The sequence below is a fragment of the Polaromonas sp. P1_G1 genome (assembly GCF_056405595.1).
This window is the reverse complement of the sequence record NZ_JBFUBU010000029.1, coordinates 44,037-65,331: the sequence shown is the minus strand read 5'-3', so window position 1 is coordinate 65,331 and position 21,295 is coordinate 44,037. Positions and strand designations below refer to the sequence as shown.

The following is a 21,295-nucleotide window of genomic DNA, read 5'->3' as shown; positions in this document are numbered from 1 at the left end:
GGGTTTACGCGCAGCGGGCCGCCGCGGGCTTTGCCGCGGGGCCGGCTTGTCGAGGAAAGCCCGGGGCCGGGGCGGCCCCGGGCTCAGGCGGCTTTCCGCTGGACGGTAGATCCGGGGGTACGAAAGGACTGCATCAACGCGGTCCATTGCGGCCGCGCGGCGGCCAGGTGGCGCGCCTTGACATGGCCGTACCCCTTGATCATTTCGGGAATCCGGGCGATTTCCAGCGCCGTGGCGTGATTTTCGGCCGTCAGGCCCGCCAGCACTTCTTCCAGGCTGGTTTTGTATTCCTCGATCAGGGCCCGCTCCGTGCGCCGCTCTTCGGTACGGCCAAAGACGTCCAGCGGGGTGCCGCGCAGACCTTTCAGGCGGGCCAGCACCTTGAACGCACCCAGCATCCAGGGGCCGAACTGCTTCTTCTGCAATTCACCTTTGTCGTTTTTCGGCGCAATGAGCGGCGGCGCCAGGTGGTAATGAAGCTTGAAGTCGCCTTCGAACATGGCATTCACTTTGCCCAGGAAGGCCGTGTCGGTGTGCAGGCGCGCCACCTCGTACTCGTCCTTGTAAGCCATCAGCTTGAACAGGTAACGCGCCACGGCTTCGGTCAGCGTCGTTTTGCCCAGCACGGCCTCGGCGCCCCGCACCTGCTCGACAAAGGCCTGGTAGGACTGGGCGTAGGCGGCGTTCTGGTAGGCCGTGAGGAAGTCCACCCGCTTGGCCAGCATTTCGGCCAGCGCCGGCTTCTTCACGAATTCGATGACCTGCGCCGCCTTGAACAAGGCCTGCACCGATGCCAGGTCGTGCGCGCAGCGACGGCCCCATTCAAAGGCCGCCTTGTTGTTGTCGACCTGCACGGCATTGAGTTCAATCGCGCGCATCAGCGCGGCATGCGACAGCGGCACGCGCCCTTTTTGCCAGGCAAAGCCCAGCATCAGCGGGTTGGTGTAGATCGAATCGCCCACCAGTTGCACCGCCACCTGTTCGGCATCGAAGCTGCCCAACAAGTCAGCGCCCACTGCGGCGGTCACGGCACTCTCGCAATTGCCGCCCGGGAATTGCCAGCCGGGGTTGGTCACAAAGGCCGCCGTCGGCGTGCCGTGCGAATTCATGGCCACATAGGTGCGGCCCGGCTGCATGACGGTGAGCGTGTATTTGCTGGCGGCCACGATGGGGTCGCAGCCTATGACCAGGTCGGCCTTGGCGGTGTCGACTTTGGTGGTGTAAATCGCTTCGGGCCGGTTGGCGATCTGGATGTGGCTCCAGGTCGCGCCGCCTTTTTGCGCCAGGCCGCCCGCGTCCTGGGTGACCACGCCCTTGCCTTCAATGTGCGCGGCCATGCCCAGCAGCTGGCCGATGGTGATGACACCGGTGCCGCCCACGCCGCCTACGACAATGCCCCAGGCGTTTTCGGCCACGGGCAGCACCGGTTCGGGAACCGGCGGCAGGCTGGAGATGCCGCCTTTCTTTTCTTTTTTCGGTTTCTTCAGCTGGCCGCCCTCGACGGTGATGAAGCTGGGGCAGAAACCCTTCACGCAGGAGTAATCCTTGTTGCAGGTGTTCTGGTTGATGCGGCGCTTGCGGCCGAATTCGGTCTCCAGCGGCTCCACCGACAGGCAGTTGGACTGCACCGAGCAGTCGCCGCAGCCTTCGCAGACCAGTTCGTTGATGACCACGCGTTTTTCCGGGTCGACCAGGGTGCCCCGTTTGCGGCGGCGGCGTTTTTCCGTCGCACAGGTCTGGTCGTAAATGATGGCGGTCGTGCCCTTCAGTTCGCGGAACTCGCGCTGRATGCGGTCCAGTTCGTCGCGGTGGTGCACCGTCACGCCCTCGAGCAGCGGCGCGCCGTCGTATTTTTGCGGCTCGTCGGTCACGATCACCAGTTTGGCCACGCCCTCGGCGCGCAGGCTTTGCATGATCTGCAGCACCGAGTGGCCCTCGGGCCGCTCGCCAACCTGCTGGCCGCCGGTCATGGCGACCGCGTCGTTGTAAAGAATCTTGTAGGTGATGTTCACGCCCGAGGCGATGGCCTGGCGTATCGCCAGCAGCCCGCTGTGGAAGTAGGTGCCGTCGCCGAGGTTGGCAAAAATGTGCGCGTCGGTCGTGAAGGCCGCCTGGCCCACCCAGGTCACGCCCTCGCCGCCCATCTGGGTGAAGGTGGAGGTGGAGCGGTCCATCCAGGTCGCCATGTAGTGGCAACCTATGCCGGCCACGGCGCGTGAGCCCTCGGGCACGCGCGTGCTGGTGTTGTGCGGGCAGCCGCTGCAGAACCAGGGCGCTCGCTCGCCGGTGTCGGCCTTGCCTTCAGCGAGAGCTCGTTCGCGCCCTTCGATCACGGCCAGGCGCTCGTCCATGCGCGAGATCACGTCGGCCGGCACGCCGAGTTTTTTCAGGCGCTTGGCAATCGCCTTGGCGATGATGGCCGGCGTCAGGTCGGCCTTGGCGCGCAGCAGCCAGTTGTCGCTCGGGTTGGAGCGGCCCCATTCGCCGCCCGAGGCATCGCCCTCCGGCTCGTCGAACTTGCCCAGCACGTTGGGCCGCACGTCGGCGCGCCAGTTGTAGAGCTCTTCCTTGATCTGGTATTCGATGACCTGGCGTTTTTCTTCCACCACCAGGATTTCCTGCAGGCCTTCGGCGAAGTCGCGCGTGATGGTGGCCTCCAGCGGCCAGACCACGTTGACCTTGTGCAGGCGTATGCCCAGCTGGTGGCAGGTCTCTTCGTCCAGGCCCAGATCGGCCAGCGCCTGCCGTGTGTCATTGAAGGCCTTGCCGCTGGCGATCAGGCCGAAGCGGTCCTTGGGACCGGCGATGACGTTGTAGTTGAGCTTGTTGGCGCGGATGTAGGCCAGCGCGGCATACCATTTGTAGTCCATCAGCCGCGCTTCCTGCTCCAGCGGCGCGTCGGGCCAGCGGATGTGCAGGCCGCCGGGCGGCATTTCGAAGTCTTCAGGGATGACGATCTTCACGCGGTCCGGGTCGACCAGGATGGAGCTCGAGGATTCCACGACTTCCTGGATGGTTTTCATGCCCGACCAGACACCTGAAAAACGGCTCATGGCGAAGGCGTGCAAGCCCATGTCCAGGATGTCCTGCACATTCGAGGGGAAGAACACCGGCAGGCCGCAGGCCTTGAAAATGTGGTCGCTCTGGTGGGCGGCCGTAGAGCTCTTGGAGACATGGTCGTCGCCGGCGATGGCGATCACGCCGCCGTGTTTGGCGGTGCCGGCCATGTTGGCGTGCTTGAAGACGTCCGAACAGCGATCCACACCCGGGCCCTTGCCGTACCAGATGCCGAACACGCCGTCGAATTTCTTGCTTTGCGGGTACAGGTCCAGCTGCTGCGTGCCCCAGACGGCGGTAGCCCCGAGTTCCTCATTGACGCCGGGCTGGAACACGATGTTCTGCGCGGCCAGGTGCTTTTTCGCGGCCCACAGCGCCTGGTCATAGCCGCCCAGTGGAGAGCCGCGGTAGCCGCTGACAAAACCCGCCGTGTTCAGGCCCTCTATGGCATCGCGCGTGCGCTGCAGCATGGGCAGGCGGACCAGCGCCTGGACTCCGCTCATGAAAGCACGGCCGTGGCCTAAAGAATATTTATCGTCGAGAGTGACGGTCTCCAGGGCTTTGCGGATGTGTTCAGGTAGGGGCGCGTTCATGTTCGTGGGTCTCCAGGACTGTTTTTGGTACCGCCTTGTGGGCAGGCTGGCAAAGGGTCCACCCGGCTAGGGCGGGCCCTCTATATGCATGCAAAGTGTATGCCGCCGGCCCTGATATGTCTTTGCTTTGTTTGCCTGATTTAGGGTGGTTTTAGAAAGAATCTTGCTGCAAAATGGCAAATATGGAAACATTAGATAAGTTTGACATCGCAATCCTGAATGAGTTGCAGCTGGATGCGCGCCTGACGAACACCGAGCTGGCTTCGCGTGTGGGCCTGTCTGCCGCGCCCTGCTGGCGGCGCGTGCGGGCGCTGGAAGAAAGCGGTTTCATCACCGGCTACCGGGCCGAGATCAATCGCCACAAGATCGGGCTGGGCGTGCTGGCTTTTGTGCGGCTGGACGCCGACCGCAACAGCGGCGACGCCACGCGCCAGCTCGAGGAGGCCATCAAGAAGCTGCCGGAGATCGTCTCCTGCCACTACATCAGCGGCACCGGCACCTTTGAATTGCAGGTGGTGGCGCAGGACCTGGAGGCCTTCAGCAAGTTCGCGCTGCAAAACCTGATCAACCTGCCCAATGTGAAGGACCTGCACACCAGTTTTTCACTGGGCGAGGTCAAAGCCAGTAGCGCGCTGCCGCTCGGGCATTTAAGCTAGTCCGCAGGCCGGCAACGCTCTCCAAAGCAGCCCAGAGAAAGCTGGAAATGCCTGAGCCCGCGCTCAGGCCTTCACCTTCATTTCGAGGGCGGTTTTTCGGCGTTCACCAGGTTGCCGCTGGGCAGAACTATCCACTTGTCCGTGTTCACCATATTGCCGTCAACATTGATTTGCCACCTGCCGAGGTCCACATAGGCAATGATGGAATGGCAGTCGGCCGAAGAGGTGCAAAGTAAAAACTGGGCCCATCCGTCCGAGGCGCTGTTTCTGAAATACCAGGAAGACCACCATTTAAAGTGAATCGGCTTGTTGGCTTCAGGTGACTTCGTGGCAACCAGGTACGCCGCCAGGCCGTTCTTCGCCAGCGGAAACATATCCGCCGAAGCGATGCGATAAGCACCGAGGCCAACGCTGGCGGCGTACGCGGCAACAATGCCAAAAATCCAGGCGATAACTTTTGTTTTTGGGCTCATGGGAACACGGATTTAATCACGGCGCTCACGCCTCTGAGGCATGAGCCGGCGTGAAGCGGCGGGCGGGCAACTGACTTCAGTACCATGTTAGCTTGCCTTGACCGGAACAAGCACTTTATGTGGGGGCTGCACTCTGCTCTCTGCCCTTGGTTCGCCTGCCCTGGAGATCTCCATGACGAAATTCCGAAACGCCGTTTGCGCCCTGTGCCTGGTGCCATCCATGTTCGCCCCCGCCTGGCTGATGGCGCAGCCATCGCCCGGTTCAAGCCCCGGCGCCGAAGCGCTGCCCATGCGCAACCTGCAAATTGAAGTGCGGCAGGCCGGCAGCAGCCTGCGCTCCCAGAGCGCCTTGGGCGCGCAGGGCGGTATCGTGCTGCAACCGGGGCGTTCGGGCGCCAACGCCCACATCACGGCCCAGGACAGCCAGCGCAGCGACACGCGCGACCTGGTGCAACGCGTGCTGGTGCTCAACGGCCGCCCCGCCAACATCAACCTGGGCAACAGCCAGCCGCTGCGGCTGGTGCAGGGGCGCCAGGCCGCCACCGTGTTCATCGATGCCAACAGCGGCTTTTCGGCACGGCCGCTCTGGTACGGCGGCGACAGCGTGGAGCTCGAACTGGCCGCCGGACAAGCCAGCCGCGCAGGTTCGTCGCCGGCGGCACCCTTGTCCTCATCGTCCACCAGCACCTCGCTGAGCGTACGCCTCGGGGAATGGGTCACCGTGGCCGAGTCGGACGACGCCAGCGCCGGCAACAGCAGCGGCATTGCCGACAGCCGGCAATCCACCCGTCGCGACGGGATGAGAGTGGAAGTCCGCCTCTCGGTGCGTTAGTCGCGCACGCAACGTGCTACCAGCGGTAGCAATGGATAGCGCAGCACCGCCTCGCGCCCGCTGGCGCCCAGGCCGAATTCGGCGCGCATGCGCGGGTTGCTGTACACCGTCTGCTGCGGCCCTTCGCCGCCGGCGTCGCGCTGGAGCAGGTCACGCCCGCCGGGGCCTTCCAGCACCGCGGTGTCGTCGATGAATTTGGCGCGAAACTCGATTCCCTGCTCGCAGCGGTACAGCGGGCCGGCATCCTGCCAGTTGCCGCCGGCGCAACCACCCAATGCCGCCATCGCCAACAGCGCCGCGAAGGTATTCCTTGCCTTGTTCATGATGACTCCTGAAGAAGGGTCAGCGCGGCCAGAGCACCCACAGCCGCAACGGCTGGTTCATGCGCGCGGCGAACTGGCCGGCTTCGGGCCCGGTGCYGGCGAAATAATCGGCCCGCACCGCGCCCACGATGGCGCTGCCGGTGTCCTGCGCCAGCACCAGTTTTTGCAGGCTGCCCGCCGCGCCGCGAGAGGCCAGCCACACCGGTGTGCCGTAGGGAATGCTGCCCGGGTCGACCGCGATGGAGCGTCCCGGCGTGAGGGCCACGCCCTGCGCGCCCTTGGGGCCGAAGGCTGTGTCGAGTTCGCTCAGGGGCTGCTCCTGAAAGAATGTATAGCGCGGGTTGCTCCAGAGCATCTGCTGCACGCGTTGTGGCGGATTTTTCGCGGCCCAGGCCTTGGTGGACTCGATCCAGGGCGCGGTCATGCGGGGTCGGCCAGCCAGGCGATCTCGCGGCCGCGCAGCGCCGACTTCGCTTCGGGCGAGGTCTCAATCTCCTGCCGCGAGAACCAGGGCTTGCGGCTGGCCAGCGAGGCCGGCGGACGATACAGCGGCACCTCGTAGCCCGCGCCGGCCTGGCGGCTGGCCTTGAGCACGGGCTCGTAATAACTGGTCAGCAGCCCGTCGGCCGCGCCCTGCAGGCTTTCGACGCGATAGGGTTGCAGCCGGCTCACCATCCAGTTGCGCTGCGCGTCGGGCGAGGCGATGCTCAGGCGGCGGACCTCGGCGCACAGGGGCGCGAAGACCGGGCCCGGCCGCTCGCAGCTCTTGAGCCAGGCGTTCCAGGCCTCGAACAGCGCGTCTTCTTCAAAGCCCGGCAGCTCGGCCCAGCGAACCGCCACCCAGCGGCTTTTGCCCTGCACCAAGGGCGCGGGCAAGGGACCCGAATCGCCGGGCCGGCTGCCGGCCGCGGTGGGTTCTCCCGCCGGCACTGATGAGGGCGGCAGCGGCGGGCCGGCGCAGGAAGCCAGCAAGGCCGTGATGGCGATAATCGTGCCAAGCCGCATGGAGCGTTTTTCATGCACGGCGCGTATCGACGGTATCCAAGGAAATGTCATGGCCTTACTTTTGCTGGAAGCCCTGGGGGCGTTGCTGCTGCTGGTGTTCATTGTGTGGTGGACGATGTTCTCGGGCCGCAAGAACGGTGAACTGAAGGAGCCGGAACCGCCGGCGCCCGGCCTGGAATCCGACAAGAAGTAAGCGGCCTCCGGCGCTACAGGTTGCGCAGCAGGTTGGCGAGTTCCACCGCCGATTTGACACCCATTTTGTCAAACACCCGCGCCCGGTGAACCTCCACCGTGCGCACGCTGATGTCCAGCTGGTCCGCGACCAGCTTGTTGGGCAGGCCGCCCACCACCAGGCGCATCACGTCGCGCTCACGGTCGGTGAGGCCGTCGATGCGCGCCTGCAGGCCGGTGGACTGGCTGTGCTGCGCGAGCGCCGCGGCGGAATGGTTGAGCGCCTGCTCGATGCGGTCCACCAGCGCGTTGTCCGAAAACGGTTTTTCGCAAAAATCAAAGGCGCCGCGCTTGACGGCATCGACGGCGGTGGGAACGTCGGCATGGCCCGTGAGGAAAATCACCGGCAGCGTCGGCAACAAGCCGTAACCAATGAGCTTTTCAAACATGGCCAGGCCGCTCAGGCCCGCCATGCGCACGTCCAGCAGCACGCAGGAGGGCGAGCGCACTTCGAAGCGCGTTGACACCCGGGCGTCGAAGGCCTCGGCGCTGTCGAAGGTCTCGCTCAGCAGGCGGCGCGAGCGCAGCAGCCAGGCCAGTGCGTCACGCACGCTGGCGTCGTCGTCGACGATGTAGACGGTGGCATTGTGAATCGGTTCCATGGCTGTCCTTCAGGCTTGCGGTGATTCGCCGTCCCCGGCCGGGGCCGCGGGCAGGGTGAAACTGAAAATCGTACCCTGCGGTTCGGCCGCTTCAAATCCGAGGAAACCGCCGTGCTGTTCTATCACGGTGCGGCACAGGCTGAGCCCCAGGCCCATGCCTTCCTCCTTGGTGGTGAAAAAAGGCGTGAAGAGGCGCTCCGCGACATCCCCGGCAATGCCCTCACCGCGGTCGATCACCGCGAACTCGACCCAGCGGCTGTGCGCATTGGAAGCGGCGGGGCGTATGCGCAGGGTCAGCACCTTTTCGACCAGCGCCCCGCCGCCRCCGGGCAGCGCGCCCTCCGGCTGCCCCTGCATGGCCTGCATGCCGTTGCGCGAGAGGTTGAGCAGCACCTGCTCGACCATGGTGCGGTCGCACAGCACGGGCTCGCAGGCCGGGTCGACCTCGATCACGACGCGCACGCCGAGCTTGCGGGCCTGCAGGCTCACCAGCGGCATGATGGCGTCGAGCAGCGCGCGCGGCTGCACCGCCTCGCGCACCTGGTCGCGCCGGCGCACGAAGTCGTGCACGCTCTTGATGACCTTGCCGGCGCGCTCGGCCTGCTCGGCGATGCGGCGCATCGCCAGCTGCAGGTCTTCGGACAAAGGCGCCGGCGTCGGGGCGGCCGCGCGCGCTCGCTCGGCGCCGGTTTCCTTCTGCAGCAGGTTGAGCGAGCCGGTCGCGTAGCTGGAAATCGCCGCCAGCGGCTGGTTGAGCTCGTGGCTCAGCAGCGAGGCCATTTCACCCACCATGGCCAGCCTGGCTGTGGCCTGCAGGCGGTCCTGGCTGGCGCGCGAGAGTTCCTCGACGCGGCGCTGCTCGCTCACGTCGAGGATGGCGCTCATCCAGCCGGTGTGCTTGCCCACCGCGTTGATCAGCGGCGCTTCCATGATCAGCACCGGAAAGCGCGTGCCGTCGCGCCGCATGAACACCGATTCATGGCCTTCGCGCGGCAGGTTGCTGCCTGCCAGCCGGATTTCCTGGCGCTGCTGGTAGACGCCGGCGAGCTCCGGCGGCCAGTAGGGCGAAGGAAAGCTCTGGTTCAGCAAATCCTTGGCTTCCACGCCCACCATCTTGCAAAAAGCCGGGTTCACATAGGTGATGCGACCCTGCAGGTCGCGCGCGCGCAGGCCCGTGAGCACCGAGTCTTCCATGGCCTTGCGAAAGGCCAGCGCCTCGCCCAGGTCGTGCTCGACCTTGAGGCGGCGCCGCATGTCCCTGGCCAGCAGGAAGAGCACCGCCATCAGCGCCAGCGACATGGCGGTTACCAGCGCCGTCAGCACGTTGGGGAACAGGGCCGGCGTGCCCAGCCGGCTTTCCATCCGGACCACCAGCGTGTTGCCCGGCAAATCGAGCAGTTGCTGCGCAATGTAGATGCGGTTGCCGCGCGAGGGCACACCATGCAGCGCCAGCCGCGTGCCGTCGGCCTCGGTGAAAGACAGGCCGACGCCGCGCGCCAGCTGCCGGCCCACCAGTTCACCCAGGATGTCCTGCAGCGAATAGGTGGCAACCATGTAGCCCGTGAGGCGGCCGGCCACCACGATAGGCAGGCACATGTCCAGCACCTCCAGGCCCAGGCCGTCGCGCTGCGGCATGAAATAGCTGGTGGAGTAGGCCGCGCCGCTCAGGCGCCGGGCGGTGGTGCAGGTCAAGCCCACGTCGGCCTGCATGCCGGCCCTGCCGAGCCGTTCAAACACAGAGGTACGGTAGGGCGTTTCGACAAAGGCCAGCACATCCAGCGACTCGCCGCGCCACTCGAGCCGCATGATCTCGCGGTGCTCGCGCAGCACTTCGGCGGCCGGCGCATGCCATGCGCCGGGCGAGCGTTCACCGGACTGCAGCGCCTGGAAGGTCTGGATGTTGCGCGTCAGGCCCGAACGGATGTCGGTGACGGTTTCGGCGGCGTCGTGCTCAAGCCGGCTTTGCACCATGCTGGACTCGTAACGCCCCGCCAGCCAGACCAGGATGCCCAGCAAGGCCGCGACCAGCACCAGCAACAGGGCCCACAGCGACCAGCGCCGGCTGGCCCGGCTCACGTTGACGCGCGGGAACTTCACGCCCTGCGGCTCCTCACAGCACGCGGTGGCGCAAGGCCGGCAGGCGGTCGCGCACGCCCTGCAGGTTGGCGGCCTGGACTTCGGCCATCACCACCCCCGCACCCTCCTCGCGCGCGGCCAGGATCTGGCCCCAGGGATCGACGGCCATGGTGTGGCCCCAGGTGTGGCGCCCGTTTTCGTGGATGCCGCCCTGGGCCGCCGCCAGCACATAGGCCTGGTTCTCGATGGCGCGCGCGCGCAGCAGCACTTCCCAATGCGCCTGGCCGGTGGTGTAGGTGAAGGCGCTGGGCACCAGCAGCACGTCGGCCTTCAAGGTGCGGTAAAGCTCGGGAAAGCGCAGGTCGTAGCAGACGCTCATGCCTATGGTGTAGGTATGGCCGTCGCGCGATGCCAGCTCGAAACGTATGGGCTGCGCACCGGGCTCCAGCACGCGCCTTTCGTCGTAGTCTTCCTGGCCCTGGGCGAAGCGAAACAGGTGGATTTTGTCGTAGCGGGCCGCGCATTCGCCCGACGGCGCATAGGCCAGCGAGCAGTTGCGGGCGCGGCCGGGGTCGGCCGTGGCCATGGGCAAGGTGCCGCCGACAATCCAGAGCCCGAGTTCGCGCGCCGACCGGCTCAGAAAATCCTGGAGAGGGCCCTGGCCGGGCGTCTCCTGGAACTGCAGCTTGTCGGTGTCCTTGCGGCCCATGATGCAGAAATACTCGGGCAGCACGGCCAGTTCGGCACCTTGCGCCGCGGCCTGCCCGAGCAGCTGGTGCGCCACTTCGAGGTTGTCCTCGATGCCGGTGCCCGACACCATTTGGATAGCGGCTACTTTCATGGTCAGCGTGTCTCCGTGGAAGCCTGGCTGGGCTTGTTGTCGGCCTGGGCCTTGCGGTCCAGCTTGGTGACCCGGGGGTCGGACCAGGTGCCGTCGATGTGGAACTCCTGGGTGGCCGCCTGCATCAGGGGCCGGCGCAAAAACATCTGCGCCAGGAAGCTGCCCAGGCCGATGGCGGGGTTGATGGCGGTGGCGATCAGCGAGGCCGTGCCGGCGTTGATTTCCGGCACCACCACGACCTTGATGTCCTGCGTCTCCTTGGCGATGTCAGCGGAGCCTTCCATGAGCACGGCGGCGTTGACGCCGCGCATCTGCAGGTTGTTGGTGTAGGCCACGCCCTGGTTGATGTTGACGTCGCCGCGGACGAAGTCGAAGGCGAAGCCCTCGGAAAAAACATCACGGAAATCCAGCGCCAGCCGCCGGGGCAGGGACTGCAGGCTCAGCACACCCAGCAGCTTGGCGATGCCCGGGTCGGCCTTGACGAACTGCCCCGACTCGACGTTGACGTTGAACTGCCCGCTCATGGACGGGTAGTCAAAGCTCAGGGGCGATCCCACCCAGGCCACCTGGCCTTCGAGCTTGCCCTTGCCGCGGCGGATCACCTCGCCCATGCCGAAGCGCTTGAGCAGCGCCCCCGAGTCGGAGATCTCCAGCTTGAAGTTCATCACCGTGCGGCGGCGTTCGGCGGCCGTACGCGCTGCGGCGCGGTTGGCGCCCGCCGCGGCGGCGGCCTGCGCATTCAGCGCCACCCAGTTGCCGTTGGCCGTCAGCACGGCTTCGGGAAGGATCACGTTGAGCTTGTTCAGCCGCCATTCGCGCACGCCCTCGCGCGCCGCGGCCGACGCGCCGCGGTTGACGGCCTCGATCTCGACCCGGCCCAGCTTCTTGCCGCGCAGCTCCAGGTCTTCCACCACGATGTCCAGGGCCGGGATGCTGGCGGGCTGCTCGTTCAGGATGGCCTCCACGTCGCTGGCGTTGCCGGGCTCGAGGCTCAGGCGCGAGAGCCGCGCGTAGACGCGCCCGGCGCCGATGCCGCCGGGCTGGCGGAATTCCACATAGCCGTTGAGTTCGGTCGCGTCGATGTTGGCGCGCCAGGTCAGACCTTCGCGCGAGCCGCCCACCACCACGTTGTTGAGTTTGCGGCCTTCCACCACCAGCTCTTTGGCGCGTATGGCCATGGTGGTCGGCAGGTAACTCATGGCGGCAGTCGCGGCGGCGCGGTTGAGCGCGGCGGACGCCGCCGACGGAGCCGCCTGCAGCGTGCCGCCGACCGTCGAGTCGCCCAGCAGCTTCTGCCAGGCGTCGAGGTCCACATGGGCCAGGTTGATGTTGGCCGCCACGCCGGCCTCCTGCAGCGGCACGGTCTCGCCCGGCTCCAGCCCCACGGCGATGCCGCCACGCAGCACGCGCGGTTCGGCGCCGCTGAGGTCGCGCACATAGACGATGGAGGCCGTGCGCCCTATCGAGACCGACATCTGGTCTTCCAGTTTTTGCCCGGGGGCCATGGAGGCCTGCAGCAGGAGGTTTTCAAAGCGCAGCGGCAAGGCCGCATCGGCGGTTTTGCTCAGGGGCGCGGGTAGGCTCAGCGCCATGCCCTGCAGGTTGCTGGCGACGGCCAGCTCCGGCATGCCGCGGCGAAACCCGAGCGTCGCCGTGTAGGCCGTGCTGCCGCTGGCGTTTTGCGCCATGCGCGCGAGCGGGCCCAGTTCCTTGGCCTGGCGCAAGCCTTCCGCGGTGACGCTGCCTTGCGCCTTGAAGGTCGTGACGGTTTCGGTCTCGCCGCCGCCCGTGGCGCGCGGCTGCGAGCGCAGGCCGCCGTCAAAACGCACATCGCCGCCCAGCAGTTTTGCCTGGCCGCCGGCGATGGAAAAGCCCTTTTCGCTCACATTGACCACGCCTTTGAGTTTCGACAACATGGGCGCGGCCGCCGAGAACTGCACGTCGTTGCCGGGCAGCGTGACAGTCCCTTCGACGCGGGACTTGTCGATCGAATGGATGGGCAATTCCAGGCGGAAGCGGTAGTCGCCCGTGCCGGTGGCGGTAGCCGCAGCCAGCGCGTGGCTGGTCATGCCGCCCACCGGCGACTGGTTGACGAAACCCACGGCATCGACCAGCGCGCCCTTGAGGTCGACGTTCACATTGACCGTCGAGTTGTGGGTCAGGTCCGGAATGCGTGCCTCGCCCTTGACCAGTTGCAGGCCCGGCAGGCCGGCGACCTTGCCGCTGGCGCCGTTCACTTCAAGCGCCGCGCGGTTGAAGACCAGTTCGCCGCCGAGCTCGGTCAGGGCCGGCCATGGCGCCGCGCCGGCCGGCTGAATCGTCTTGGGCACATAGGCGAAGTGGCCGTTGCGGATTTTCGCGGACACCCGGAAATCCCCTTGCGCCGGGTTGGTGAAAGGCAGGTGCTCGAGCGGGCCCTTGACCTTGAACTTCACGTCGCTGACCTGGCCCTGCACCACCGCATCGCGCACGTAGTGGCGTACGGGGTCGGGCAGCACCAGCGGCAGGTAGCGGTGCACGCGCGTGCCGTCGCCCCGGCTCAGGCTGCCTTGCAGATCGAGCACGCCGGGGAAGCGGTGGTCGGGCGTGCCCGCGGCGGGCGCCGGGCCGGCGGCGTCCTGGGTGCGCCAGCTGACCTGCGCCTCGCCCTGGGCGTCCGCATTGGCGAATTGCAGGTTGCGCAGCTGGGCCTCGATTTTCCGGCCCGAGAATTTCCATTGGGCATCGACGGCCAGCTGGTCAAAGGGCACCAGCGAGTCCTCAAAAACGCCGGGAAGGTCGAGCGCGCCATTGGCGATCCTGACCTTGGCCTGCCCGCCGTCCTGCGTGAGGTCGAAGTCGATCGCGGCGCCGCTGATGCCCGGCCGGCCGGGCTTCGGATGCGCCGGGGCACCTCCCGCGGGCGCCGAGGCCGTGGCCGCCGGCGCCGGCAGCGCGGCAACGCTCAGGCCCGCGACCCGGCCTTTCGCGGCATAACTGCTSGGCGCGGCCATGGGCCCCTGCCAGCGCGCCTCGACGGCCTCTACCAGCCCCTTGGGCGCGAAGGACGTGATGAAGCCGTGCGTGGCGGCATCCAGTGGCAGGCGGTTGGCGATCTGCGCGAGCGCGGCCAGGTCCAGTTTGTCGGCCTTGAGTTCCGTGTGCTGCGGCGCGCCGGCTTCGTCGCCGGTGTGCACCAGGGCCACATTGCCGCCCGGCCACTGCAGGCCGTCACGGGTGCGAAAACGCAGGCCCTCGGTGTTGAAGTCAAAACCGTTGGCGCGCTGGCTGCCGCCTATGCGCCCCGCAACGGATTCGAAAGCCAGCGGCTGGAGCTTGGCGCCGAAACGGGCATCCACGTCCTGCAGCGCCACGTCGGCCGTCCCGCCGGTGATCCGGCCCTTGCTCACGTCTGCCCAGGCGCGCAGCGCGCCGTTGCCGCGCGCCAGTTCCACGCCCAGCGTGTCCATGCTGACGTACTGCCGCACGCGGGAGGCGTCGACACGGCCGAACTCGGCGAACAGCTGCCCGGTCCAGGTGTCGAAGTCGCCGGCACCGCCCGACAGCAGGGATTGGCGGAACATGCCCCTGACGCTGAAGCGGTCACCCCATTCAGCCGGCGGCGTGGCGTCCAAACGCAGCAGGTGCCGGCGGTGCGCGTTGCGCATGACCCAATCGACCTGCGTGAGCGCCAGTGGCGGCGCGCCTTGCAATTCGTCGGTCCAGCGCACGGTGCCGCCGCGCATGACAAATTCGGTTTGCGAGAAAAACCAGTCGGCCGCGGCGCTCTCGCCGCCCGCCCGGTCCTGCGAGACGTCCAGGCCGCCCACATAGATTTTTCCGTTCGCGGCGCGGCGGATGTCCAGCTCGGGCTTGTCGATGGAGATCTGCTCGAAACCCAGCCCCCAGATGGAAGAAGGCGACAGGGCGCCGAGCACGCGCGGCAGCCTCAGGGCTTCGCGGCCCTGCGCGTCCAGCAGGGTGACGTCGCGCAACTCGAAGGACGGGATCATCCCCTGGGTGTGCGCGGTGATTGCACCGATGCGCACAGGCACCCCCAGGGCCTTGCTGGCCTCTATTTCGAGGCGCGGACGGAATTCGCCGATTCGCGGCACAATCCAGCCATGTAGCACGAACCAGCTCAGGCCGAAGAGCAGCCAGGCAGCGGCGACAAGCCACAACAGGACGCGCAGGATGAGGGCAAGCCAATGCAGGCGGCGCGGCGGCAGGGTGGACAGGCTGGGAATCGTTGGCTCCATTGACTTGAGAATTATGACCGCCGGGGCCGGTATGCGCCCGGCGGGGGACCATGAAGTTTTGTGAAGTAGTGTGATGACCGTTGCTCTGACCGCCAGCCCTGACTCCCCCTCCGCCGCCGGACCGGCGGCACCGGGCGCGTCGGGCTATTCCCGCTTCGTCCAGCGCGTTCGCCGTCGCTATGCAGAATTGCTGCCGCTGCTGCCTCCCGGTGCGCCGGTGCGCGCGGGCATGCAGCTCGCCCTGGACGCGCTGCTGGCGCAAGGCCTGGAAACCGGCGCCGCCTTGCGCGTGCTGCGCCAGTTGGTCATGGAGAGGCTGGTGGTGCTGGACTGCGACGGCCCCTGCGAAGATCAGGCGCCATTGAAGGTCGTGACCTGCGCCATGACCGAACTGGCGGAGCTCGCCCTCGATGTCGCGATGCGGGATTCGGCCCGCATGCTCGATGCCCAGCACGGCGCACCGCAGGGCCCCGGCCCGGAGCGTGCCCGGATGTGGGTGGTCGGCATGGGCAAGCTGGGGGCGCGCGAACTCAATGTCTCCAGCGACATCGACCTGATCTACGTCTACGACCACGACGGCGAAACCGCCGGGCGCGCCGACGGGCGCGGCCAGATATCGAACCACGAATATTTCGCGCACCAGGTCAAGGCCGTCTTCAGCCTGATCGGCGACGCCACCGAGCACGGCTTTGTGTTCCGGGTGGACCTGGCGCTCAGGCCCAACGGCAATTCCGGGCCGGCCGCCGTCTCGCTCAGCGCGCTGGAAGAATATTTCCAGGCGCAGGGCCGCGAATGGGAGCGTTTTGCCTGGCTCAAGAGCCGGGTGGTGGCGCCGCTGGAATGCATACAGAGTGGCTCCGCCCAGGCCCTGCGCGGCTCGGTACTGCCCTTTGTGTTCCGGCGTTACCTCGACTACAACGTGTTCGACGCGCTGCGCACCCTGCACCGGCAGATCCGCRAGCACGCGGCCAAGCGCTGCGCCGGCCATCCCGAGCGCGCCAACGACGTCAAAATGTCGCGCGGCGGCATACGCGAGATTGAATTCACCGTACAGCTGCTGCAGGTGGTACGCGGCGGGCAGTTTCCGGAACTGCGCACCCGCCCCACCGTCGACGCCCTGCAGCGCGTGGCCCGCGCGGGCCTGATGCCGCAGGAAACGGCCGACGCGCTGGCGCGGGCCTACGATTTCCTGCGCCGGGTGGAGCACCGCATCCAGTACCTGGACGACCAGCAAACCCATGTGCTGCCGACACGCGACGACGACCTGGCCTGGATAGCGGACACACTGGGCTACGGCAACTGCTGCCCCTTCCTCAGCGAACTCGACGCGCATCGCGAACTGGTGGCCGGCGAGTTCGACAAGCTGCTGGGCGGCAAACCCGACTGCAAAGGTTGCGGCGGCAAGGCCAAGGCGCCGCCCCAGCAACTCGACGACCTGCTGGAGCAGCTTTCCGAACAATGGCCCGAGCAGTTCCGCGCCCGCCTGGCGCTATGGCGCCAGCATCCCCGGGTGCTGGCCCTGCGCGAGGATTCGCGCGCGCGCCTGACGCGGCTGGTGCAGCGCACCGCGGCCTGGCTGGCCGAGGGCGCGGTGACTGAAGAAGCGGCGGTGCGCATCATCGACTGGATAGAGCCCCTGCTCAGGCGGGAGAGCTACCTGGCGCTTCTGCTGGAACGCCCGGCCGTGCATGAGCGCCTGCTGCGCCTGCTGGGCGCGGCCAAGTGGCCCGCGCGCTATTTGCTGCAGCACCCCGGCGTAATTGACGAGCTGGCCAGCGACGAGCTGCTCAAGGAGCGCTTTGACGGCGCGGCCTTCGCCCGCGACGTCGAACAGCGGCTGGCGGCTCTGCGCAGCACCGGCGAGGACGATGAGGAAACCTGCCTGAACCTGCTGCGCCGCGCCCACCACGCGGAGGTCTTCCGCACGCTGGCGCGCGACCTCGAAGGCGTGCTCACGGTCGAGCAGGTGGCCGACGACCTGAGTGCGCTGGCCGAAGCCGTGCTGGACATCACCACCCGCTGGTGCTGGCAGCGCCTGAAAAACCGGCACCGCGAGACGCCGCAGTTCGCCATCATTGCCTACGGCAAGCTGGGCGGCAAGGAACTGGGCTACGGCAGCGACCTGGACATCGTCTTCGTTTATGAGGACGAGGACGAACGCGCGCCCGAGGTCTATGCCGCCTTCGTGCGCAAGCTGATCAACTGGCTGACCATCAAGACCGGCGAAGGCGACCTGTTCGAGATCGACACGGCCCTGCGTCCCAACGGCAATTCGGGCCTGCTGGTCACGAGCTTCGAGGCCTATACCCGCTACCAGCAGCAGCGCGGCAGCAACACCGCCTGGACCTGGGAACACCAGGCCATGACGCGCGCGCGCTGCGTGCTCGGCGGCGATGCGCTACGGCAGCGCTTCGATCAGGTGCGCGAAACCGTCATCACAGCCCCGCGCGACACCGTGGCGCTGCGCGGTGAAATCGTCGCCATGCGCGAGAAGGTGCGCAGCGCGCGCCCGGTGCGGGGCGACAAATTCGACGTGAAGCACAGCCCCGGCGGCATGGTGGACGCCGAGTTCGCGGTGCAATTCCTGGTGCTGTCCGAGTCCGCGCGGCATCCGGAGCTGATCGCCAACGTGGGCAACATTTCCCTGCTGCAGCGCGCCGAGGCCGCCGGCCTGCTGCCGGCTGGCGTGGGCCAGCGTGCAGCCGCCGCGTACCGCGAACTGCGCCGCGTCCAGCACCACGCGCGCCTCAACGAGGAGCCGACCCAGGTCAGCCCGCCGGCGCTCCAGGCCGAGTGCGACGCCATCCGGCAGTTGTGGATTTCCACCTTCAAATCAAACGACTGATTTAATTCAATCATTTGTTTGATTCATGTGCTTTAATGCGGGCACATGAATGCCGTTCCTCGCCCCAAAACAGCCTCGCGCGCCGCCGGCCCTGAAGGCGAAACCCGCAAGCAGCGCTCGGACGGTGCCCACGCCAGGACACAGCTGCTGCACACGGCGTTGCGCCTGTTCTCCGAAAAGGGCTTTGCCAAGACCTCGATACGCGACATCGCCCAAGCCGCGGGCGCCAACGTGGCGGCCGTCAGCTATTACTTCGGCGACAAGGCCGGGCTCTACCGCGCCGTGTTCACCGAGCCGCTGGGCAGCGCGCGCGACGACATCGCGCTGTACAACCAGCCGCATTTCACGCTGCGCCAGTCGCTGGAAGGTTTTTTCTCGGGTTTTCTGGAGCCCTTGCGCCAGGGCGAACTGGTGCAGCTGTCGACGCGGCTGCACTTTCGCGAGATGCTGGAGCCCACCGGACTCTGGGCCGAAGAAATCGACAAGGGCATCAAGCCCGCGCACGCGGCCCTGGTGACGGTGCTGTGCCGCCACCTGGGGCTCACCAAAGCCGACGACGAGGTGCACCGGCTGGCGTTTTCCATCACCGGGCTGGCGATCCACATGTTCATCAGCCGCGAGGTGGTGGACGCGATCCGGCCCCAGCTGTTCGGCGCACCCGACGCGGTGGGGCAATGGGCCGAGAGCCTGGTGGCTTACGCTGAAGCCATGGTCGCCGTCGAAACAGCGCGCCGAAAACACCTTCCCGAGCATCCCGCGGCCGGCACGCCGCGCCTGAAAACCGCAAGCCATGAAAAAACCTGATTTCCGGCGCAAGCCATTCCGCCTGCCGGCGCTGGGGCTTCTGGCCGCCTGCGCGCTGCTGGCCGGGTGCGCCACTGACCTTTCCCCCTACCGCATGCCGGCCGCGCCCATTCCCACGCAGTGGCAGGCGCCCCTGCCCGCCGCGGCGCCGGGCACCACCTCGGCCTTGCCCCATGACGGCACCCTGGCCGGGCTGTCCCGGTGGTGGGGGCAGCAAAACGACCCCTTGCTGGTCGAGTTGATCATGGCTGCGGAAGCGGTCAGCCCCAGCGTGTCGACGGCGCGCTCCAATATCGAGCAGGCGCGGGCTTCACGCGTGGCCTCGGATGCGGCGATGCTGCCCACACTCGATGCCGTGGCCAGCGCGAGCCGCGGACGCTCGGCGCCGGTGAACCGTGCGGTGCCGCCGATTGCCACGACCCTGGAGGCGGGCCTGCAGGCATCCTGGGAAATCGACCTGTTCGGCCAGTACGCGGCCAGCCGGGATGCCGACCAGCACCGCTTTGAAGGCGCCCAGGCGACCTGGCACGCCGCCCGCGTGTCCATGGCCGCCGAAGTCGCGACGCAGTACTACAGCCTGCGCGCCTGCGAAAAACTGCTGGAGGTCGCGCGCGCCGACGCCGCCTCGCGGGCCGAAACCTCGCGGCTCGCGGACCTGAGCACCAAGGCCGGCTTCCAGGCGCCCGCCACCGCGGCCTTGGCCCGGGCCAGCGCCGCGGAAGGGCATGGCAACGCCATCCAGCAGCGCACGCTTTGCGACCTGGACATCAAGGCGCTGGTGGCACTCACCGCGATCGACGAGCCCGCATTGCGGCAAAAGCTGGCCGGCGCGCCCGTCGACCTGACGCAGGAGTCCATGGCGCCGGTGATCAGCGTGCCCGCCGAGGTGCTGGCCCAGCGGCCCGACATCTTCAATGCGGCGCGCGAGGTGGATGCGGCCCGCCTGGAAGTGGGCAGCGCCCGCGCGCAACGCTTTCCGCGGCTAAGCCTCAGCGGCTCGGTCTTCACCACCAAGTCCCGCACCAGCGCTTCGACACAGCGTTTCGACACCTGGACGGTCGGGCCGCTGCAGCTGACGGTTCCGCTGTTTGACGGCGGCGCCAGCGAAGCCAACGTCGAAGCCGCCAAGGCGCGCTACGAGGATGCCGCGGCCCAGTACCGCGCCAGCGTGCGCAAGGCCGTGCAGGAGGTGGAGGAAGCGCTGGTCAAGCTGCAGAGCACCGCCGAACGCAACGAGGACGCGCGGGTCGCCGCGCAGGGCTACCGCGCCTCCTTCACCGGCACCGAAGTCCGCTACAAGAGCGGGCTGGCCAGCCTGGTCGAACTCGAAGACGCACGCCGCACGCTGCTGGCCGCGCAAAGCAATGTGGTGACGCTGCAGCGCGAGCGACGCAGCGCCTGGGTCGCGCTGTACCGCGCACTGGGCGGCGGCTGGACCAGCGACCAGCCGCCGGTGCCGCCCCTGGCCTCCGAAGTCTCCGCCCCCTTCACGCCCGCCGCCATCACCGCGCCCTGAGGCACACCCCCCGACACCCCGACAGAGCCCCTGCACACCATGCCAAAACTCAAGCCCACCCCCTTTGCCATCGCCGTGATCGCCGCTGCCGTGCTGCTTGCGGGAGGCGCCGCCTTCTTCCTCTCCAGGTCGGAAGCCAAAGGCGATGTCAACCCCGAGGCCAAGCCGGCCCTGACCGTCGCCACGGCGCTGCCGCAACAAATGACCTTGCCGGTCAAGCTTAGCGCCAACGGCAACATCACGGCCTGGCAGGAAGCCGTGATCGGCTCGGAATCCAACGGCCTGCGGCTGGTACAGGTGCAGGCCAACGTCGGCGACCAGGTCAAGGCCGGCCAGGTGCTGGCCGTGTTCTCGGGCGACAGCGTCTTGGCGGACACCGCGCAGGCACGGGCCAGCCTGATCGAGGCACAGGCCACCGCGGCCGACGCGGCCGACAACGCGGCGCGCGCGCGCACCCTGGCCAGCTCCGGCGCGCTGAGCGACCAGCAGATCAACCAGTACAACACCGCCGAGCAGACCGCCAAGGCGCGTGTCGAGGCGGCCAAGGCCGTGCTCGACGCGCAGCAGCTGCGCGGCAAGAACACCCAGGTGCTGGCGCCCGACAGCGGTGTGATCTCCGCCCGCACCGCGACCGTCGGCTCGGTGGTGCCCCAGGGCACCGAACTGTTCCGCCTGATACGCGGCGGCCGCCTCGAGTGGCGCGCGGAAGTCACCTCGGCCGAGCTGGGCCGCATCAAGGCCGGCACGACGGCCAGGGTGCTGGCCGCCAGCGGGGCCGAGCTCAAGGGCCGGGTGCGCATGATCGCCCCCAGCGTGGACCCGCAGACCCGTGCGGCGCTGGTCTACGTGGACCTGCCGGTTTCCGCCGGCATGGCCTCGCCGGCCAAGGCCGGCATGTTTGCCCGCGGGGAGTTCGAGCTGGGCGAGACGCCCGCGCTGACCGTGCCGCAGCCGGCGCTGGTGGTGCGCGACGGTTTCAACTACCTGTTCCGGCTCAACGCCGACAACCGCATCAGCCAGCTCAAGGTGCAGACCGGCCGGCTGGCCGGGGACCGGATCGAGATCACGTCCGGCCTGGCCGCGGACGCGCGCATCATCGTCAGTGGCGCGGGTTTCCTGAACGACGGCGACCTGGTCAGGGTGAGCGATGCCGTTCCGGCCTCGGTCCCAGCCAAGCCGGYGCCGGCCGCCAGCAAGTAAGGA

General features: G+C 67.5%; 14 protein-coding genes and 1 pseudogene. 7 read left to right on the top strand and 8 right to left on the bottom strand.

What is annotated here, in order from left to right:
* Nucleotides 1-83: 83 nt before the first annotated feature.
* The gene (locus AC1D1Y_RS16090; RefSeq protein ID WP_477683198.1) at nucleotides 84-3,650 is read right to left on the bottom strand and encodes an indolepyruvate ferredoxin oxidoreductase family protein; all 3,567 of its coding nucleotides are present in this window, start codon (nucleotides 3,648-3,650) and stop codon (nucleotides 84-86) included.
* A 182-nt stretch (nucleotides 3,651-3,832) separates the two neighbouring features.
* Between AC1D1Y_RS16090 and AC1D1Y_RS16085 the strand changes: the two genes are divergently transcribed.
* Entirely contained in the window at nucleotides 3,833-4,306 is a 474-nt protein-coding gene (locus tag AC1D1Y_RS16085; RefSeq protein ID WP_477683197.1) for an Lrp/AsnC family transcriptional regulator, read from the top strand.
* Between the two features lie 77 nt (nucleotides 4,307-4,383).
* On the opposite strand, the gene AC1D1Y_RS16080 is transcribed toward AC1D1Y_RS16085, so the two are convergent.
* Nucleotides 4,384-4,779, bottom strand: a complete 396-nt coding sequence (locus AC1D1Y_RS16080; RefSeq protein ID WP_477655862.1) for a hypothetical protein — start codon at nucleotides 4,777-4,779, stop codon at nucleotides 4,384-4,386.
* A 172-nt stretch (nucleotides 4,780-4,951) separates the two neighbouring features.
* Here AC1D1Y_RS16080 and AC1D1Y_RS16075 point away from each other — a divergent pair, with 172 nt between their 5' ends.
* The gene (locus AC1D1Y_RS16075; protein ID WP_477683196.1) at nucleotides 4,952-5,611 is read left to right on the top strand and encodes a hypothetical protein; all 660 of its coding nucleotides are present in this window, start codon (nucleotides 4,952-4,954) and stop codon (nucleotides 5,609-5,611) included.
* On the opposite strand, the gene AC1D1Y_RS16070 is transcribed toward AC1D1Y_RS16075, so the two are convergent.
* Nucleotides 5,608-5,934, bottom strand: coding sequence for a hypothetical protein (locus tag AC1D1Y_RS16070; protein ID WP_477683195.1), 327 nt, complete (start codon nucleotides 5,932-5,934; stop codon nucleotides 5,608-5,610). The two genes, AC1D1Y_RS16075 and AC1D1Y_RS16070, sit on opposite strands and share 4 nt — an antisense overlap.
* A 19-nt stretch (nucleotides 5,935-5,953) precedes the next feature.
* Nucleotides 5,954-7,041, bottom strand: a pseudogene (locus tag AC1D1Y_RS16065) (MltA domain-containing protein).
* Here AC1D1Y_RS16065 and AC1D1Y_RS16060 point away from each other — a divergent pair.
* The gene (locus AC1D1Y_RS16060; RefSeq protein WP_477655858.1) at nucleotides 6,989-7,132 is read left to right on the top strand and encodes a hypothetical protein; all 144 of its coding nucleotides are present in this window, start codon (nucleotides 6,989-6,991) and stop codon (nucleotides 7,130-7,132) included. The pseudogene AC1D1Y_RS16065 and the gene AC1D1Y_RS16060 sit on opposite strands and share 53 nt — an antisense overlap.
* Before the next feature lie 13 nt (nucleotides 7,133-7,145).
* Here the strand turns inward: AC1D1Y_RS16060 and AC1D1Y_RS16055 are convergent, their stop codons facing one another.
* From AC1D1Y_RS16055 to AC1D1Y_RS16040, 4 genes are read right to left on the bottom strand one after another with little or no spacing between them, the layout of a single operon-like run.
* Nucleotides 7,146-7,772: a response regulator transcription factor gene (locus tag AC1D1Y_RS16055; RefSeq protein ID WP_477655857.1), complete on the bottom strand. Its 627-nt coding sequence runs from the start codon at nucleotides 7,770-7,772 to the stop codon at nucleotides 7,146-7,148.
* Between the two features lie 9 nt (nucleotides 7,773-7,781).
* Nucleotides 7,782-9,869 (bottom strand): two-component system sensor histidine kinase NtrB, encoded by a 2,088-nt coding sequence (locus AC1D1Y_RS16050; RefSeq protein ID WP_477683194.1) that lies wholly within the window; start codon nucleotides 9,867-9,869, stop codon nucleotides 7,782-7,784.
* Between the two features lie 13 nt (nucleotides 9,870-9,882).
* Nucleotides 9,883-10,689: a carbon-nitrogen hydrolase family protein gene (locus tag AC1D1Y_RS16045; protein ID WP_477683193.1), complete on the bottom strand. Its 807-nt coding sequence runs from the start codon at nucleotides 10,687-10,689 to the stop codon at nucleotides 9,883-9,885.
* 2 nt (nucleotides 10,690-10,691) lie between these two features.
* On the bottom strand, nucleotides 10,692-14,927 hold the full coding sequence (locus tag AC1D1Y_RS16040) for a YhdP family protein (RefSeq protein WP_477683192.1): 4,236 nt from the start codon (nucleotides 14,925-14,927) through the stop codon (nucleotides 10,692-10,694).
* A gap of 73 nt (nucleotides 14,928-15,000) precedes the next feature.
* On the opposite strand from AC1D1Y_RS16040, the gene glnE reads away from it, so the two are divergent.
* Genes glnE through AC1D1Y_RS16020 form a run of 4 tightly spaced genes read left to right on the top strand, consistent with a single transcriptional unit; the run spans nucleotide 15,001 to nucleotide 21,292 of the window.
* Nucleotides 15,001-17,772: a bifunctional [glutamate--ammonia ligase]-adenylyl-L-tyrosine phosphorylase/[glutamate--ammonia-ligase] adenylyltransferase gene (gene glnE / locus AC1D1Y_RS16035; protein ID WP_477683191.1), complete on the top strand. Its 2,772-nt coding sequence runs from the start codon at nucleotides 15,001-15,003 to the stop codon at nucleotides 17,770-17,772.
* Nucleotides 17,773-17,817: 45 nt separating this feature from the next.
* Entirely contained in the window at nucleotides 17,818-18,576 is a 759-nt protein-coding gene (locus AC1D1Y_RS16030; RefSeq protein ID WP_477683190.1) for a CerR family C-terminal domain-containing protein, read from the top strand.
* Nucleotides 18,563-20,092, top strand: coding sequence for an efflux transporter outer membrane subunit (locus AC1D1Y_RS16025; protein WP_477683189.1), 1,530 nt, complete (start codon nucleotides 18,563-18,565; stop codon nucleotides 20,090-20,092). Before AC1D1Y_RS16030 ends, AC1D1Y_RS16025 begins: the two co-directional genes overlap by 14 nt.
* A gap of 39 nt (nucleotides 20,093-20,131) precedes the next feature.
* Nucleotides 20,132-21,292: an efflux RND transporter periplasmic adaptor subunit gene (locus tag AC1D1Y_RS16020; protein ID WP_477683188.1), complete on the top strand. Its 1,161-nt coding sequence runs from the start codon at nucleotides 20,132-20,134 to the stop codon at nucleotides 21,290-21,292.
* Nucleotides 21,293-21,295 lie beyond the last annotated feature (3 nt).

Bases quoted from the DNA above. Each gene is read 5' to 3' on its own strand.
- AC1D1Y_RS16085 (WP_477683197.1), top strand. From the start codon at position 3,833: ATGGAAACATTAGATAAGTTTGACATCGCAATCCTGAATGAGTTGCAG.
- AC1D1Y_RS16080 (WP_477655862.1), bottom strand. From the start codon at position 4,779: ATGAGCCCAAAAACAAAAGTTATCGCCTGGATTTTTGGCATTGTTGCC.
- AC1D1Y_RS16075 (WP_477683196.1), top strand. From the start codon at position 4,952: ATGACGAAATTCCGAAACGCCGTTTGCGCCCTGTGCCTGGTGCCATCC.
- AC1D1Y_RS16070 (WP_477683195.1), bottom strand. From the start codon at position 5,934: ATGAACAAGGCAAGGAATACCTTCGCGGCGCTGTTGGCGATGGCGGCA.
- AC1D1Y_RS16060 (WP_477655858.1), top strand. From the start codon at position 6,989: ATGGCCTTACTTTTGCTGGAAGCCCTGGGGGCGTTGCTGCTGCTGGTG.
- AC1D1Y_RS16055 (WP_477655857.1), bottom strand. From the start codon at position 7,772: ATGGAACCGATTCACAATGCCACCGTCTACATCGTCGACGACGACGCC.
- AC1D1Y_RS16045 (WP_477683193.1), bottom strand. From the start codon at position 10,689: ATGAAAGTAGCCGCTATCCAAATGGTGTCGGGCACCGGCATCGAGGAC.
- AC1D1Y_RS16030 (WP_477683190.1), top strand. From the start codon at position 17,818: ATGAATGCCGTTCCTCGCCCCAAAACAGCCTCGCGCGCCGCCGGCCCT.
- AC1D1Y_RS16025 (WP_477683189.1), top strand. From the start codon at position 18,563: ATGAAAAAACCTGATTTCCGGCGCAAGCCATTCCGCCTGCCGGCGCTG.